The organism is uncultured Aliiroseovarius sp., assembly GCF_947492455.1.
GTDB lineage: Bacteria > Pseudomonadota > Alphaproteobacteria > Rhodobacterales > Rhodobacteraceae > Aliiroseovarius.
In genome coordinates, this window is record NZ_CANLNB010000001.1 from 190,761 (window position 1) to 206,714 (window position 15,954).

Annotated in this window: 13 protein-coding genes; 4 read left to right on the plus strand and 9 right to left on the minus strand. The window is 54.5% G+C overall.

Annotation, left to right across the window (positions count from 1 at the left end):
- Positions 1-147 precede the first annotated feature (147 nt).
- Complete coding sequence (locus tag Q0677_RS00995) at positions 148-1,095, plus strand: SDR family oxidoreductase (RefSeq protein ID WP_298905087.1); 948 nt, start codon at positions 148-150, stop codon at positions 1,093-1,095.
- A gap of 443 nt (positions 1,096-1,538) precedes the next feature.
- Here Q0677_RS00995 and Q0677_RS01000 read toward each other — a convergent pair whose 3' ends face one another.
- From Q0677_RS01000 to Q0677_RS01040, 9 genes are all read right to left on the minus strand, one after another.
- Positions 1,539-1,679 carry a hypothetical protein gene (locus Q0677_RS01000; RefSeq protein WP_298905090.1) on the minus strand — a complete coding sequence of 47 codons (141 nt, stop codon included), beginning with the start codon at positions 1,677-1,679 and terminating at the stop codon, positions 1,539-1,541.
- The gene (locus Q0677_RS01005) at positions 1,663-2,394 is read right to left on the minus strand and encodes an exonuclease domain-containing protein (RefSeq protein WP_298905093.1); all 732 of its coding nucleotides are present in this window, start codon (positions 2,392-2,394) and stop codon (positions 1,663-1,665) included. The genes Q0677_RS01000 and Q0677_RS01005 overlap by 17 nt, the downstream gene beginning before the upstream one ends.
- A 188-nt stretch (positions 2,395-2,582) precedes the next feature.
- Positions 2,583-4,355, minus strand: coding sequence for a TniQ family protein (locus Q0677_RS01010; protein WP_298905096.1), 1,773 nt, complete (start codon positions 4,353-4,355; stop codon positions 2,583-2,585).
- Positions 4,356-4,357: 2 nt separating this feature from the next.
- The gene (locus Q0677_RS01015; RefSeq protein ID WP_298905101.1) at positions 4,358-5,332 is read right to left on the minus strand and encodes a TniB family NTP-binding protein; all 975 of its coding nucleotides are present in this window, start codon (positions 5,330-5,332) and stop codon (positions 4,358-4,360) included.
- Complete coding sequence (locus tag Q0677_RS01020) at positions 5,329-7,293, minus strand: Mu transposase C-terminal domain-containing protein (RefSeq protein WP_298905104.1); 1,965 nt, start codon at positions 7,291-7,293, stop codon at positions 5,329-5,331. The genes Q0677_RS01015 and Q0677_RS01020 overlap by 4 nt, the downstream gene beginning before the upstream one ends.
- Positions 7,290-7,997: a hypothetical protein gene (locus Q0677_RS01025; protein ID WP_298905107.1), complete on the minus strand. Its 708-nt coding sequence runs from the start codon at positions 7,995-7,997 to the stop codon at positions 7,290-7,292. The genes Q0677_RS01020 and Q0677_RS01025 overlap by 4 nt, the downstream gene beginning before the upstream one ends.
- A 406-nt stretch (positions 7,998-8,403) precedes the next feature.
- Entirely contained in the window at positions 8,404-11,337 is a 2,934-nt protein-coding gene (locus Q0677_RS01030; RefSeq protein ID WP_298905110.1) for a UvrD-helicase domain-containing protein, read from the minus strand.
- A gap of 179 nt (positions 11,338-11,516) precedes the next feature.
- Complete coding sequence (locus Q0677_RS01035; RefSeq protein WP_298905114.1) at positions 11,517-12,404, minus strand: ImmA/IrrE family metallo-endopeptidase; 888 nt, start codon at positions 12,402-12,404, stop codon at positions 11,517-11,519.
- Positions 12,401-12,814 carry a helix-turn-helix transcriptional regulator gene (locus Q0677_RS01040; protein ID WP_298905117.1) on the minus strand — a complete coding sequence of 138 codons (414 nt, stop codon included), beginning with the start codon at positions 12,812-12,814 and terminating at the stop codon, positions 12,401-12,403. The genes Q0677_RS01035 and Q0677_RS01040 overlap by 4 nt, the downstream gene beginning before the upstream one ends.
- Before the next feature lie 67 nt (positions 12,815-12,881).
- Here Q0677_RS01040 and Q0677_RS01045 point away from each other — a divergent pair, with 67 nt between their 5' ends.
- The 3 genes from Q0677_RS01045 (at position 12,882) to Q0677_RS01055 (ending at position 15,751) form a co-directional block, all read left to right on the plus strand.
- Positions 12,882-14,213, plus strand: a complete 1,332-nt coding sequence (locus tag Q0677_RS01045; protein WP_298905120.1) for a nucleotidyltransferase — start codon at positions 12,882-12,884, stop codon at positions 14,211-14,213.
- A 79-nt stretch (positions 14,214-14,292) separates the two neighbouring features.
- Positions 14,293-14,742, plus strand: coding sequence for a hypothetical protein (locus tag Q0677_RS01050; protein WP_298905123.1), 450 nt, complete (start codon positions 14,293-14,295; stop codon positions 14,740-14,742).
- On the plus strand, positions 14,690-15,751 hold the full coding sequence (locus Q0677_RS01055; protein ID WP_298905124.1) for a CBASS cGAMP-activated phospholipase: 1,062 nt from the start codon (positions 14,690-14,692) through the stop codon (positions 15,749-15,751). Before Q0677_RS01050 ends, Q0677_RS01055 begins: the two co-directional genes overlap by 53 nt.
- Positions 15,752-15,954 lie beyond the last annotated feature (203 nt).

Here is a 15,954-nt window from a genome sequence, read left to right on the forward strand (position 1 = left end):
ACAGACGCCTTACAACTTCATTGAGACGATTGGGCAAGTATTTGCGACTAATTCGCCTATTTTTGGCGCGTTTTACAACTAATTATCAGTTCAAGACACGCAACACAGACACCTAAGTCGCCAGACGACGCTGGCAGGAGAACGAAAATGGCAGACACGACATTTGGACCGCAAGGATGGACCCCGGACCGTCTTGGCACGCTGAAGGGTAAAACCTACCTCATCACGGGTGCCAATGCTGGGGCAGGATTTCAGGCGGCGCGAACGCTGCTCGCCAAAGGGGCAAAAGTGGTGATGCTGAACCGTTCAGCCGAGAAATCCCACGCCGCCATCGCCACGCTGAAAGGCGAGTTTGGAGCCGACACCGATGTAAGCTTCATCCGCATGGACCTTGCCTCGCTCGCCAGCGTACGAGAGGCCGCCGCAGAGGTCCTGAACGCGGTCCCGCAGATCGACGCGCTGATCTGCAATGCGGCCATCGCGCAGGTGCCCACGCAGAAACTAACGGCCGATGGTCACGAAAGCATGCTTGGCACGAACCACTACGGCCACTTCCTATTGGCGGGCCTGCTTTTTGACCGCATCGAGGGCAGCAGCGGCCGTATCGTTGTGGTCTCGAGCTTGGGCTACAACATGGGGATTAAGACCATCCAGTTCGACGACATGAACTGGGACAAGAACTACCATCAGAACCGCACTTACTGTCAGAGCAAGCTGGCGCAGATGATGTTTGCCTACGAGCTGCAGGATCGTCTTGCGGCAGCCAACAGGAACGTCGAGGTCTATGTCTGCCATCCCGGTGCGTCGCGGACATCTCTGGTTCAAACCAGCGGAAATTTAGCGACGCGGATCATGTTCTGGTTCATGGCGCTTTTGCCCATCACGCAATCCGCCGAACGTGGCGCGTGGCCCGAGGTGATGTGCGCGACCGAAGACGGGCTCGAGCAGCGCGCGCTTTACGGCCCCACCGGGCGCATGGAGTTCATCGGCCCAGTTGGCAAGGGCACGCTGCACCCCCACGCCTATGACAAGCCGGTCATGGAGCGGCTTTGGGTGCTCTCCGAGCAGGAAACCGGATTCAGTTGGGACATCTGACCGAACTCGCGTTCTCCCAGATGCGGATACAGAGACGATATGCAGCTCTCATAAGTCTGGTTTCATGGCTGCCATTCGCCACAATTGCCGCGAATGTCGGCAATGGGCCGCTTGCGGAACTAATTCTATAACCAAGAGTTCTTCTTCAGATAACGAGAATGTTCAGGCTCACAGGTCGACCGTCACTGTCAGTGAGTGAAGCTTAGTTGCGTTGATCTCTGCAAAAGCCCAGCGCCTTCCAAATCCCGGCAACCATCACGTTCATGCTCACTCATCCATCACCTCGGAGAGGCGATGATAGGGCGCTGTTTCATGGAGCTGTTTGACGAGCGCAGGATTGTCTAAGCGGGCACGACCAGCTGTCCTGAGTAAAAGGCGCGTGTAGAGGAGGCCCGCGAGGAATACGCCCGCTCCAAGGATGTTGAAAGCTATTTCAAAAGTAGTCATTTGAAGATCTTCTCTACAATGTCGCCAACATCAGCGTCGCGCCTTGGGGTGCGTGGGTTCCAGAATGTACATGCGCGGACGGTGAAACTAACAAAACCAGCACCCATGATGGCCGTCTCTTCAATCTTCTTCTCCATCACCCCCCTCCTGTAGCTTCCATTTTTCTTCGGGAACGGGCTGAAAGCAGCCTGGCTCTGTTCTCTGTTTTTTGGGCAATCCCGCTCGATATGCATAGGCAAGGTTCGCAGCATCCGATCCAGCGCGGTGTATGGCTTTCCTGCTCATGCGATTCTTATATGCGTAGTGCAAACGCCCAGGTGCAACGATGCCGTCCTCGTGCGAGAACGCGATCCGAAGAATCCGGTTAAAATCATCGATCTGCATGTGCAGCGGTTCTTCTATCGTGCTCAATAGCCTATCAAGCCACCGCTGATCGAATTCAGGGGCATCGGACACAAGGGTTCTTCCAATCGTTATAGATCGAAGCCACTGCGCCACGTCTTTTGCCGGTTCGGCATCTTCCAGATCAGAGCGCGGTATGTTGTGAACAGCTTCGCTCTCTGGATTCCAATCACCCTCAGGCCAACTTGGATCCGGTTTGATCAGTTTGCTTTCAACAACAACCCGGTTGCCATCAAGCCAGGCAATTCCAACTTCGATGGGCCAGGATTGGGGGCTAAGCGATGACGCTTCAAAGTCAATAAAGACCGGCCCCTGCAGATGAACCACGTTGCCGTCCTCGTCGAGACCGGTGCCGATACCAAGCATCCGCCGCTTTGCGAAGAAACTCTCCTCGTTAGGCCCAGGGTTACTGAGAGCCTCCAGCAGCTTTTCGCGTTCGTTCTCATCCATAAGGCCATTGTAATTTTTAGCCAGGACCGAGGCAAACAAACGTGAAGTTGGCAGGAGGTAAGTTATTGTTTTCGCTTCTGTTTAATTTTCCCCGCTTGACTGAATGGTTTGAATTTTGACTTCAAACGTGGGGCATAGCGTAACCAAGGAGCCTTTCTCATCCGTTTCCCGGGCCTACTACGCTACACTCATATTAGCTCTGCTATGCGCACCAGCGCTCCTCTACTTGTCGCGCCAACTGCCTTCTCGCCACAAATCGTTATCCTGGCATCCCGCAATTTCTCTCGCAATGCACGGCTTGACGTCTGTTGATCACGCGCGAGATCGGCAAGCGGGATGAAGGTGCGTTGAAATCTCACCAATGCATCGGGGGCGATCAGATATCTGGCCTGTCGACCTTCATTCTCTTGGCTGGCTTTAAGGAGGCCCTCTCGGCACCAATGGGTTACAACTTCGGCTTTCCAACCGGTTAATTCGGATACTTGGCCCGCCGTCAGCAACGTGGGCCTTGATGCGTTGGTGAAACATGCGTCGATATCCTCGCACGAAAACTCAAACATCCCCAACGGCAACTCAGATGGCGCAGAGACTGCCTGGATCGTCCCCGCTTGAATTGCCTGGAGTACCGCGATCAGTTTTGACTTTTGGGTGGTCTGTCGCAGGTTGATATCTGAGAAGCGAAGAGTTTCCGCAGACGAACAGATCGTTCTTTGATTGTCCCTGATACTCTCAACGAGCGCCAAGAAATCATCGGACAGGAAGGGGCCTTCGACCAAGGGTGGCGTATCTGCGGGGAGCCGGCGCGACACCAACCCAGCATCCTGAAGTACGCGGAATTGAGCCTTGCCGACACCAAGCATTTCCATTGCGGATTTCGCAGTCAGGTATCTTTCGCGGTCATTCCTAATGCTCTCGATCACCGCACGAGGCACCATAGTGTGCTTGTGCCCGTGTCCCGAGTGGACTTGCCGCCCCTTTATCTTTCCCGAGGCGACAGCTGCAACAACCCTTTCCCCTCTGACATTCAGAAGGCGGGCAGCTTTGGTTGCTGATATCCAAGCCCGGTCCACAACATGCCTGCCAGCATAGGGGCCGCTAAAGTTCTCAGCTATCCCTGCGGACAGCTGGGCGTGAACGTCCGAGTACGCATCCCCATTGAAGCGCATTAGCCCCTGATACCATTTCCCTAAACGCGCAGGAGCAGAGGAAGCAAGTGGATCGCCCTCTGACAATCGCTGCGCAAGCTTGTCCTGAAACCCATGAGGCCATGATCGCAGCCAAGGCTCTGCTCGAGAAAGAAATGTGCGTGTGTCCGCGATTGTCATGGGAAGTGGTGTCTTCCCCTCCTTTCCCGACCGCGTCTTCTGTTCGTGGCCTGCAAGAAAAACAAGAAAGGATCCGAGGTCGCTTGGGGCATCGTTGGACCATGGCCCATACCCGCCAACAACTTCTTCTCGTTGCGTCACTCGAGCGATTAAGCCCGACACCCACGTTTCAAAATCTGTCGCCGGTGATGCCACCATAGCCGCAAAGGGTAAACCGCACTCACAGTTCGCAAACCCTCCTGCTGATGTGGAGAATACAATATTGCAGCGCGGGCACTGATCCAACAGAAACGTTTGGTGAATAGCGCATGCGGATACAAGGCTATGTCGCCAGTGTTGCTGCCAGACTTTATCTTCAGCAATACAACTTGGGCAGACCGGATCGGTCTGCGACCGCTGAAATCGCCATTCAACTGCCGGATCACACGGCTGGGTTCTCGGCGCAATTGAGCTGAGCGACGCGACATCCACACAAAGGATTTCGGCCAGTCCAGGTAGGTCCTCAATCATTGGACGACCATAGGGCTTCTCAATGTGAGAATAGAATTCTGACACGTATGAGAACGCGTTCAGGCTTGCCAATCGGCGAAGGAAACCGATCAAGCTTTCTCCTTGCTGTGGTGAATCAAACCTCATTGTCACACGGGCTCATCCGTCAGCGCCCCGAGCTCAACAAGCGTTGACGGCTCCAATTCCAAGCCTGCAGACTGCATCACATCAACATAGGACCGAACCTGTCGTAAGTCATTGGGCGCCTCTGTATCGAAGAGGATCGCCACCTTGGAGCGATCCTGGAAGAGAATAGATGCCGCACTCTGGATATCAGCCAAGGCAAGCCTGTTTTCGCTCTTCCGCAACAACGCGCCACGAAGCAAACGCAGAACAAGTCCGACGCGCCCACCAGAGATACAGTAAAGGCGAGTAGCGAGGTCATCCCGGTCGAAGTCCAAGGTGACGCCGTTCCCGTCGAGGTGGTCGAAAAGGGCAAACACAGCCGTGGCAAATGCTTCACGATCATCCTCCTTTGCCCAATTGTATGGCTTGAAGAAAATGGTGCTCATTGCCCGCGCTCTGAGCTGTTCGTTGCCATCAATGACTTTCTGGAAGTTTGGCAAGCCGCTTAATATCAAAGTTACACGGGTCTCATCCACCAATCTCTTGAAATGGTCGCCGGTGGCGCGAAGGGTCAAGTTTGCACCAGATTCAATGCAATGGTTGCACTCATCTAAAGCAATGATCTGAACATCTTCGTCCGCGATGGTCTTTTCAATCCGCGATCTGATGGTATCCGTCGAGGCTTGAGCTTTGCAGCCATGCCCCAGCGCACGAAGGATCGAGATGTAGAGATCTTTGTCACTTGGCTTTGATGGAACGACACCATAACGAGCGGTGGGCGCAGGAAACATCGAACCTGGACCCGTGGCTTCCTTCCCAAGAGCGGCGCAAATCTGGTTTAACAGCTCGGTCTTGCCGCACCGAGTTGGGCCGAGGATTGGGATGATGCCCCCGCCTTGCTCGCGCGCCATCAAAACGGCGTCCTCCAGTGCATCATATGCCCTTTGGAACGCTTTATGTGGGACCAAAACGTTAAGAAGATCAGAGGGTTTTGTCATTTTGGCATCTTTGGTTTGAGCTCAAGAGGAGACCGCGGGTTCGAGCTTTTCAAAATAGTTGTGGTTTGTGAGGCCGTGTTGTGGGCACGAGCTGAGATTTCCATTTCAACTTCCAACGGCTTGCGGCTCTTCTCAGCCATTCGCTTATCTTGCTGCTTCCGAGCCGCCCGTTTCTTAGCTTTTTTCGCTGGAGTGCCTTTGAAGTGCTTATGATGAATACGGGCATGAATGGCCGCGATCGTGCGTTCTGCGGAGAGAAACTCGTCAGGTTCAGGCATGAGCCGTTCACGAATACGGCGCAGGTCATCTATGGATATTGCAGGAAACTCAGCATCTTTGGTTGGTACAAAAAACGTGTCGTTCGTTAGGGGATTGACCACTCCGATCATCCGCAGGTCTGTTGGATCATAATGAATGGTCAACTTCACTCCAGTGCCGATCGCTCTTCGCAATCGCGAGAGATCAGCTGAGGAATACTGAACTCGCTCAAACTCAATTCCATAGTGGTGCAGCGTTCGCTCAGCGGTTCCTCCATAGAAAAGTCCCGCCATTTCCTCTGGTGTCGGAGGTTCTGGAATCACATATTCTTCGTCGAGCCGCTGCCAAGCCATTTTGGGGCTTTCAAGAGTTCTGAGCGGGTTCTCGACGCGGCGCCTGGGTTGGATTGCATAGGCATCAAACCGCCATTGTTGAAGGACCGTGACGAAGTCATCGAAGGATAGATATGCCTCTTTCTGGGCCTTTGAGATGCGCGTGCGGTTGGGCATTTCCCTGGTTGTCGTTGCTCCAGGGAGTGTTGTGAGAAAACCATTCAGTGTCTTAAAGAAGCGCTCAATATATGGCTTATCTTCGGGGTGAGCGGGCAAGTTTGGGCTGAAAAGTAGACAAGCAGACGTTACGCAGCTTTCGATAACCTCACCTGAGTTTTCACTACCCTGGTCAGCAACAATTTGAATGGGGCGCCCGCATGCCAAAATCCGATTTTCAATCTGGAACTGACCGAAAAACTCCGGATCTTTGGGAGTCATGATCTCTTTCAGAACCAAGGCGGTCATGATTGACTTTGGGGCTGTCAAACTGACTTCCAACCCAAGGATCATCCCCGTTGCGCAATCAATGGCTGCGCATATCCACGGGCGCGCAACATGCCCCTCGTCATCAATGACGATGAATACATCGGCCTCAGTACTGTCGATTTCGACGCGCTCCAAGGGCTGGCTGACTTTGACGAACCGATTGGCTTCAATCAGGCGTTTTCGAGCTTCCGGCGCCCCAATTCGTGATTTCACGACATCGTCGTGAGGAAGCGATCTGATCAGACTGTTTACTACCTTAACACCGCATGGACCCGGCTTGATCCCTTCGCGTTTGCAAGCTTCAGAGTACTCTGCGCGCGCAAGCTGCCAAACTGCCTTGGCGGTCATTCGATCATGTTTTATGTATTGTTTTTCCAAGATATCGAGGACGATCTTTTCAAATATTTTCGAATGACGAGGCAAGCGGTTTCCGGACAGATACCTTTTATCGTGCAGCGCGGAGGTGCTTTCCTCCTGAAAGCCTTTTCGCCACTTTTGAATGGCCCGAATACCAGGAAACGGTTTCTGCCGACCGGCGAACTCAGGACGACTTTCAAAGTAATCCTTCATCGTGCGGTGTCTTTGGTGCCAGCTTAAACCTTCGCGTTCCAGCCTTGCTGACATGCTCAAGACTGCCTTGCGAAAAGATGTTTCCAATTTGTCCGTTTCTGAGGGGATCCGGATGCCAGCCTCCCGTCCTCGCTGGTCCAGGACATAGCCTTCTGCAACTCGTAGCCTAAAATCCTCGCTCGAAATTTCATGAAAGGTGCCGTTCGGCGCCTTCAAGCTAACAGCCGCTCGTCCTTTGATGTGACCGCGGACTTCATGAAGTTCATCACCAATCACAATTTGGCGGCCGTCATATTTCTCGACAAGATCAGTCATAGCGGCAAAAGCTCCAAGTGCTTCGTGCAGCCATCGAACGCAATGAGTTCTGTGTCCTTTTTCAATTCTATGGAATAGAGATCCACAATAACATGTCCCGTCACGATCGCGGTAAACAGTTCACCTTGGGTGAAACCCAGTCTTGAAATCGCTTCTCTGTATGTGAATCTCTTGTTGTCGAGTGCCTCCAGTTTTCGCACCAACTCAACCGGAAGCGTCCGACCAATATATGGACGCAACAATGCGAGGTTCTTTTTGAGTTCTCGAGAGATAAAAATTTCAGTGATCAAGAGCAGTTGCACACCAAAGCTCCCAAGGATCTCTGGGTACTCAAGGAACTTGGGTTGTTCGGAAAGCATGAATTCTGATTTTGCTTCGAGATAGAGGCAGGTACCGTCAAAAAGAATAACCCTGAAGTCGGGTGTGTAGATCCATGGCTCGTAGTCAGTGCCCCGAAAGCGTTCCTGTAGTTCCTTCTTGGTCGCGTAGCGGCGTCCGGAATTCAAATCAAACGTCACCGGCTGTGGATGAACCTCTTGAACTCGTGGATCCAGGGAGCACATGTTGTGGCAATCGACCTCAACCAAGCTTTCAACCTGAACGATTCCTCGCGCTTTGCCGCCAGCAAGGTGGTGCGCTTTCTGCAACTTGCCACGTTTGTGAATTCGTCGTGCTGTCGGTCGTGCTTTAGGATCTATCTTCATGGCTGCTCAGTCGCACATCACCTAAGCAAAGATCAATAATAATGTTGAAAAACAGACTATTGCAGAAATCCAAGCGGAAAATTCCAGCGCCAAATTTTCCGTTTGGGCTGGAATCAACCCTCAAACGCGATCAATAATGCTCCACTGATCACGGTGTCCAATAATAGATGGCGTGGTCAAAGCACTACGATTCGCTCACTTAAGCTCAATCAACTTTCTATAGAGTCTGCCCGAAAGAATAGTCCCATCCTGATGAGAGCAGCACATGATCATCATCAGGCTTTCAGGCTGCAAGGGACCAATCAATCAACTTCGCTGTGACGACCTTGAACGCCTCGAATGCGTTGCCTGCGGACCTTTGTCGATGGTCGTGCCGATGGCGGCTGGGTCGTGTGCTTTCAGCCTTTCATGTACTTTTCTTTAGCTTGGCTTTGCCAGCGCAGTCAGGGAAGCGGACACAGCCGAGAAATGCTCCAAAGCGGCCGCGCCGTTCGACAAGCCATCCTGCTTCGCAACTGGGGCAAGCCTGCTGGGTCTCCCCGCAATCACTGCAGACAAGTTCTCCCTCGGTCTGAGAAGGGATCGGAAGGCCGACACCGCAGGCCGGACAGGCCGACATGGTGCTACCGCACAGCTTCACGTGCTCGCAGTGATACCAATCGCGACCATCCTTTCCAACCATGTGTAGTAGACGCCCACCGCAACCCGGACAGGTGTGGGTGTGCTTCTGAGCATCCAAAGGCACAACCACGCCGAACTCGGGCTCTCTCATTAGCTCCTCGACGAAGACTGAGGGGCGCGCCTCGGAAGCGAGGATGGTCACGGTCCGGCGAGCCCGAGTCACCGCGACATACATGACGCGCCGCTCTTCGGCATTTTGGTATGGTTCGGCCTCAGGGGATACCAGACTGAGCAAAGGGTCGTCGACGATCATCGACGGAAAGCCCATCCTGGCGTTGTCAGCGCCAAGGATAATGACGTGGTCGGCCTCCAGCCCTTTCGATGCATGGATGGTCTTGAAGTCGATCTTCGCCCCGGGGTTCTGACGCTGGAGCCGCCCTATGTCGGGCCTCAGGAAACGATATCGCCCGAGGATAAGGATCGACGGCTTCCCGCCTCCTTTACCTTCATTGGCGGCAAGAGCGGCCACCGCGTCGTTTAAGGTTTTCTCCCCGGTGTCGCGGCGCGTCCAAGCGATCCTGATCGAAGGTTCGTCAGTCTTGCCTGCCGGTATCACCGTCTTGGTGATCTGAGCGGGGTTACGAAGAACGAAACGACGGGCGGCCAGAGCGATCTTGTCCACCGAGCGGAAGGTTCGACCGAGATCGACGGTGCGATGGACTCCAGTAGCCCCTGAATAGGTGCCACCAAATTCCTCTCCAAAGTTACGCATGATGTGGATATCCGACCCGGCAAAGCGGTAGATCGACTGCCAGTCGTCGCCGACGGCAAACACCTTGGCATCGGAGTGCTGGCGTTTAAGTGCCTGAATCAGCCTCGCACGACCTGTCGAAATGTCCTGAAACTCGTCGACGAGGATGTGGCGGAACGGGCTCTGGTAGCGCCCGCTCTCGACGAGCGCCGTGGCGCGGTTCACCATGTCCTCAAAGTCGATGCGGTCGTCAAGGCGGGACTGATACTCGCGAAAGACCGCGCCGAAAATCTTGAGGAAGGCCTCCGCCCGTTTGCCCATCTTCAGCGTTTGCGCCTTGTCGGAGCAATCCTCGACCCGATATCCTCCGTTCTTGAAGTGACGCAGGAAGGTGCCCATCAGCGAAGTGAAGCTGTCCACCACCCCGACTTCGGCCACACGATCGTAAATCTCAATGTCCGGGATCGGTCGCAGCGTGACATGTGGTTCAAGCTTATCGGCAAGCGCTTCGAGCAGCCGGCCTTCTTCACGCTCCCAGCTATAGGTTTCCACCAGAACCGTCTCGTGCTCGGCATGGACCTGCCGCTTCCAGTCCATGCTCTCGAGGTACTCATCGCGATCGACGTAAGGCGCCGTAGTCAATTCCTCCGCGCCGTCCCTGCCACGTTTCTTACGCACACCGAAATGCTCGATGTAGACGCCGCTCTCTGTTAGCCGGAAGTCGGGCAAGTAGGTGCGGCGCCCAGTCTTCTGGAGTTTGTGCTCGTAGCTCGGTTCGTATTCGTAGGCGATGCCGTTCCGGAACAGCCAGTTGGCGATCAGCAGTTCTTCAAAGCTGTTCACCATCTCGCCTTGCAGCGTCCGCAAGTTGCGGCTTTCGATTTGCGCATACCATTCGTGCTTCGTCTTGAAATCCCACTCTGTTGGGAAGTCGTCGAAGAAACCGGCGAACCAGCCGATCACTGTTTGCGCGATATCGCTGGCGTTCGCCACGACCTGCCGGAGGATCTCTTTCATGAGCGACAGGAACGCCTTGTCGTCTGTCGCCGTCGGCGCCAATGGTGGCTTCTCGCCTTCCACCTCACCGATGATCTCGTAGGCCAGGGCATGGAAGGTTCGTGCTGCCACGGGAACTCCGCACCTGGCTTCGATGCGCTCCGACATCTCGGTCGCCGCGTCTTTCGCGAAGGCAAGCAGCAGGAGCTCACTTGGCTTTCGTATCTCCGCCTTCACGAGGTAAGCAGCCTTAGCGGTGATCACGCTGGTCTTGCCCGATCCGGCGCCAGCCAGAACGAGAGTCGCGTCTTCGTCGACAACGACGGAGAGCCGCTGTTCAGGCGTCAGCGGCATGGACTCGACTGTGTCGAAGAATTCCTTCCAACGAAGCAGTTGAGCTTCCACGAACGCCTCGATTGACGCGTTCCGGACGGCATTCGGATCGGATGCGAACGCCGTGATCGGGGCAATACGAGACATCACCTCTTTGCCAACGGCCTCAGCATTCAGCTTTGACAGCACGCGGTTGTTTAAGTCAGCAGCATCGCGGGCCAACGGCGCTACGCGGCACGCCGCTGGGTATTCATCCGGCACCTTGAGTGCATCGAGCGCTTGAAGGATTCGACGGACAGCGACGTCCTCCTTTTCCAGTTCCTCCCGATTGAAATCAGTCCAGGCGCTGGCAGCTACATCCGCGAACTTCTTGGCCGCAGTCGTATCCACCGCTGGCAAGGTCAGGTTTCGACCGCCGCCGAGATCGAGCGAGAGCGACGACGAGAGAAGGCCCTTCTTCACCGACGGGCGTGTCGATATATCTTCAAACCCAATCCAGGGCGAACCAGCCCCGCGTGCCGCGATACCCTTTTCTTGCAATGTCAGGGATCTTGGATGTCGGCCCAGAGGGTCAACCAGGAACCCCAGGAAGGATTTTGAGACGAGGTTCATGCGCACCGAATTGTCAGTCTTCTCCATGGTGTAGCAGATAATGGACAGCGGGGAACCTATGCAGCGAATTTCTGGCGCTAAGGACAGAAAGCGGTCTTTCGCTGTTGACGCACGATGAACTCATTGTGGTTTGGAAGCAGTCATCCCAAATCCGATCAGGAGACAAGAATTCTTAGTTCGCATTCAAACAGGTTGCCGTTCGAATTTTACCGCCCGCGCGCAAACCGTGGCGTCCAACTTTCAATCAGCGCCTCTTCTTCCGCCAACTCTTCGTCATCAGGATCTCCCGCAATTTGGTCGCTGGACAACACGGTCAGGGCGAAGCCATAGCTACCCAAGCCAACGACCTCCTCGTCCAAGGGCAGGCGGCGGGTGCAAGAGAACCAGTTTGCGAGGGTCGTCTGCCCACATTCGGTTTGACCTGAAGCAATGTTGTTGGGCTTCCGATTGAATTCGCGCGTTAGGCTGTCTGGTAGCGGCGCGCCCTTGCGAAGAAAGGTGAGCTTGTCGAGCTTCTTGAAGCTATCGGACAGGAATGCGTAGGCGACTTTGTCACCGGAACTGACAATTACCGCCATCGGATAATCACAACACTCTGCTGCTCTGATTGCCGAGGCCGTCAGCGAGCACTCCGCGCGGTCGCCCAAATTGATGATTGCATCAAGGCCGGCGCGGCTTGTACCGATGACGTTTGAAACCAGCCGAGACGGCATCAAAAGGCCAGATGCAAAGTGGTCGGCCTCCAACTCTATAGAACTCGAACCCTCGGAGAACCCGGCCTTCGAAATGTGAATGGGCGCTGTTTTTTGTATCTCTTCGGGGTGCCCGTCAAGAAAGTAGTGCCCGAGTTCATGGGCGACCGTAAACCTACGAAAACCGTCGCTGTCAATATTGGTGGCGTAGAAGATGCCAACGTCGTTGCCGTAAAAGATGATCCCGCCACTTACCCCGACTTGGTCAGGCGGCTTTGGCTCAACCATGATGTCTTCGGCCTCCGCAATCGCAAATGGGTCAACCGGGAAGCAGTCAAACCCCATCTCTTTGGCCTTCAGCTCGCCCTGACGTCGCGCCATCATGAGGCGGAACTTACTCATCTCTCCGCTTTCTTTTGGTTCATCAAGTCAATCATCATTTGGATGTGCTCTCTGTCTCCGTCAGATAGGTTTTCTTCCCCTCGGAACGCTGTTGTTGCATGGCTCATTTCAGCGGTTCGGCCGAGCAGGTAATCCGAAGTTACATTTAACGCTTTTGCAAGAGCCCGGATATTTTGGAAAGATGGCTTTCGCCGCCCCTTTTCAAAATGACCAATAGCAGATGGTTGCAGGCGCGTTTTTGCGGCCAACTCTGTCTGATTAAGTTTCCTGTTCTCTCTGGCTCGACGTAATCTTTCGCCGAATCCTCCCGTTTCGTCTGCTAAATTTGACATGACGCCCTTGGCTGTGTTACTATGACGATATCGTAGGATTTCTGCCGCTTGCTCGCGGCTTTTTCTTTCGCGAAGCATCCTACGAAAACGTCAATAATTGTAAGACAGATCGTAGAATCCGTCAAGACTGAGGGGGCAGAAGGACATGAATGTAAGAACGAACTTTGAAAACTACGCGCGCAGCCTGGACATTGATCCTGTTGAAGCTGCGCTCATGGATGTGGCCCGTGCGATCCAAATCACACTGACAATGCATCGTGAAGCGGAAAGCCATTATCGCGGACTGGCAAACCACGTAGACCGGCCCGGCAGCCCGTTTGAAGACCTTGTCGACGAGATCTACGCATCCGGCAGTTTTGCCATTCACGCACCGACGCGATCACGTTTGAAGCAGGACCAACATGATGTCGACGCGGTCATCGAATTGAGCGTGCTGCCGGGTAGTGACCCTGAATGGATACTTGCCACACTCTACAAGGCAATCAAAGGCGACCCGGGCAGTAAGTATTACGACTATCTAATTGAGAAGAACAGCCGCTGCGTGACAGTAACTTACCCGGACGGCGTGACAGTGGACCTCATGCCGGTTGTCCGTTTGGCAGGTACGCCGGAGCGGGTTGCGAACCTCTTTCACCACAAGCCAGAAACAGGCACGCAATACCACAAGGAGGTAAATCCCAAGGGGTTTGCCGATCATTTCAACAGACAGATCGAAACCAGTCAGATTTTCCAGGATCGCTTTAACGCGCGCCGTTTTCTCGTCGACGGCGAAACCTATGAGACCATGGCGAAGCGCATGGCATCTGATGGCAGCATGATCAAGGCTGACACTCAGCCGATGCCGATCCATGTGCCACTCGACCAGAAATCTCCACGTGTTGTCGCCCTGCAATTGATCAAGCGATTTCGCGACAAACGCTTCCGCAAACATGATGATCACCGCGGAAAACGGAAACCACCCTCGATCATCATGGCGGCGATCGCGCTGGAAGCCGGGCCAGTGAAGGACAACCTTGTGGACGAGGTCATTTCCTTGGCCACACGCATGCGCCGCCGAATTCAGGACGCTGAAAGCTGCCTTCGGTTGTTGGAAGTGCACAATCCGGCTCATACGCCTGATGTTTTCACCGATCGCTGGCCTGAACAACGGAGCGACCAGCAACTCTGGGCGCGCGACCTCCAGATACTGATAGACCGTCTGAAAACCCTACAGCGCGTGGGCTTTGATCCCGCGGTTATCCAGTCAACCTTTGACGATCTCTTCGGCGAAAAAGCCGGTGAAGCGGCCCTGCGCGCATATCATCAGGCGCGTGTGGCTCAGCTTGAACACGGCGCACTTGTAATGAAACCGGGTGGAGAGTTTAAGCCTGCAGCACCGGCCCTGGGTGCCGGCGTAGGCGCGGCAAGCGGCCTCATTACACCCGCCCGTGCCAATACCAACATGGGGGGCGTGGTACCCGATGATAACTGTTGGTGATCAAATTGCAGATATGCGCTCGGTCCTACCGGACTGGTCATGTGATCGGCCCGACAAGCGGACTGCCGTTTGGCATGGCATGCTCACGCCCCATACGACAGCCTATCGGTTGCGTATAGAATATACCGAACCTCTTTTGCCCGAGGGACGGTCAAACCTCTACGTTCAGCCTCTGGTCGAGGTGCTGAGTCCACCGCTGACGCGACGCTTTGGAAATGTCGAAGGCTATCTCCCCCATGTTTACATCGCGCATCCGCGAACCCTGCGGGCTGGCCCATTCCTTTGCCTCTTCGATGATGGGGCCAAGGAATGGACGCCGGAGGATCGCATCAGCGATACCACCATCCCTTGGGCGTCAAACTGGCTCAGTTGCTACGAATGCTGGGTGTTAACAGGCAAATGGTTCGGCACGGGCAAGCACATCAGATCAGAAACAGACAGCCGCGACCCCGTTGCGGCAGCATTGGAACGCTATCATGGATCAACCTCAAACGCGGCGCTCACACGGAACGATTTTTCATCGGCGTGAACAGCTCGAATGGACAGCAGACACCTTCCGCATCCTGTCGATCGACGGAGGCGGAATTAAGGGGATTTTACCTGCCGCCGTCTTGGCAGAGTGTGAGCGGCGATTTTTGAGAGGAGGATCCGCATCAGCCTATTTCGATTTGCTGGCTGGCACGTCGACTGGCGGCATAATTGCGCTTGGTCTGAGCGCAGGCATGCGTGCGGCGGAGGTTCTCGACATTTACCTGACCCATGGCGGGAAGATTTTTCCAAAAGGATGGGAACCGCCATTCGCTTTAGGCCGGGCGGCAAAGTCCATCTGTGGATTCGCGCGCAACATGGCCGTCTACCGCTATGACCGAGAGCCCCTTGAACGTGCCCTTAGAGACTGCTTCGGAAACAGAACTCTTGGGACCGTGGATCGGCGATTGAACATTCCAACCTTTGATGGGTTCAACGAGGTCACCGTCCTAAAGACTCCGCATCACCCTGATTTTCGCCTGGACTGGCAGGAGGAGATCGTGATGGCCGCCCTCGCGACCTCCGCAGCGCCTACTTTCTTTTCGACTTACCGAAACGGCACGCGTCACTTTGCCGATGGCGGTGTTTGGACAAACAATCCAGCCATGGTCGCGCTGGTTGATGCACTTTCGTGCTTCGATCTCGACCGGCATACTGTCGACATTCTCTCTCTTGGATGCGGCGAGCAGGACCTGCGCATGTCGGACTGGCAAATTAAGTGGGGCGGAATGTTTCACTGGCGCACGATCATCGAGACGGCCATGCACCTTCAAAGCCAAAATGCTCTGGGTCAGGCCGGCCTGCTGATCGGGCGCGAAAGGCTGCTGCGGGTTACAACTGCACCTTCATTAGCGCCGATTGACATGGACGACTTTGAAAGAGCACGTGATGAGCTTCCTACTCAAGCCAGGCGGCTCGTCGAAGAAAATGCAGAGCGCCTTGAGATGTTTTTCGATGCAGAAAGAGCACCTGTAACTTTCTATCATGGTGAGCATACCGCCGAACCTTGATTGAAAAGAGTCAGTTCATTTGGACGGCATACTCGAAAGGCACCTCAATGTCTGCCTCAGGCAGGCTGCACCGCAGCAAAAACGCGCCCGACATACGGCCACTATGGGCGTAGGTGCAATCTGGACCATAATCCGCTAATTGCAAGAATAGGAGATCTGACGCCAATTTGAAATTCAATCAAAGAAAGTCTGATCGTGGATAT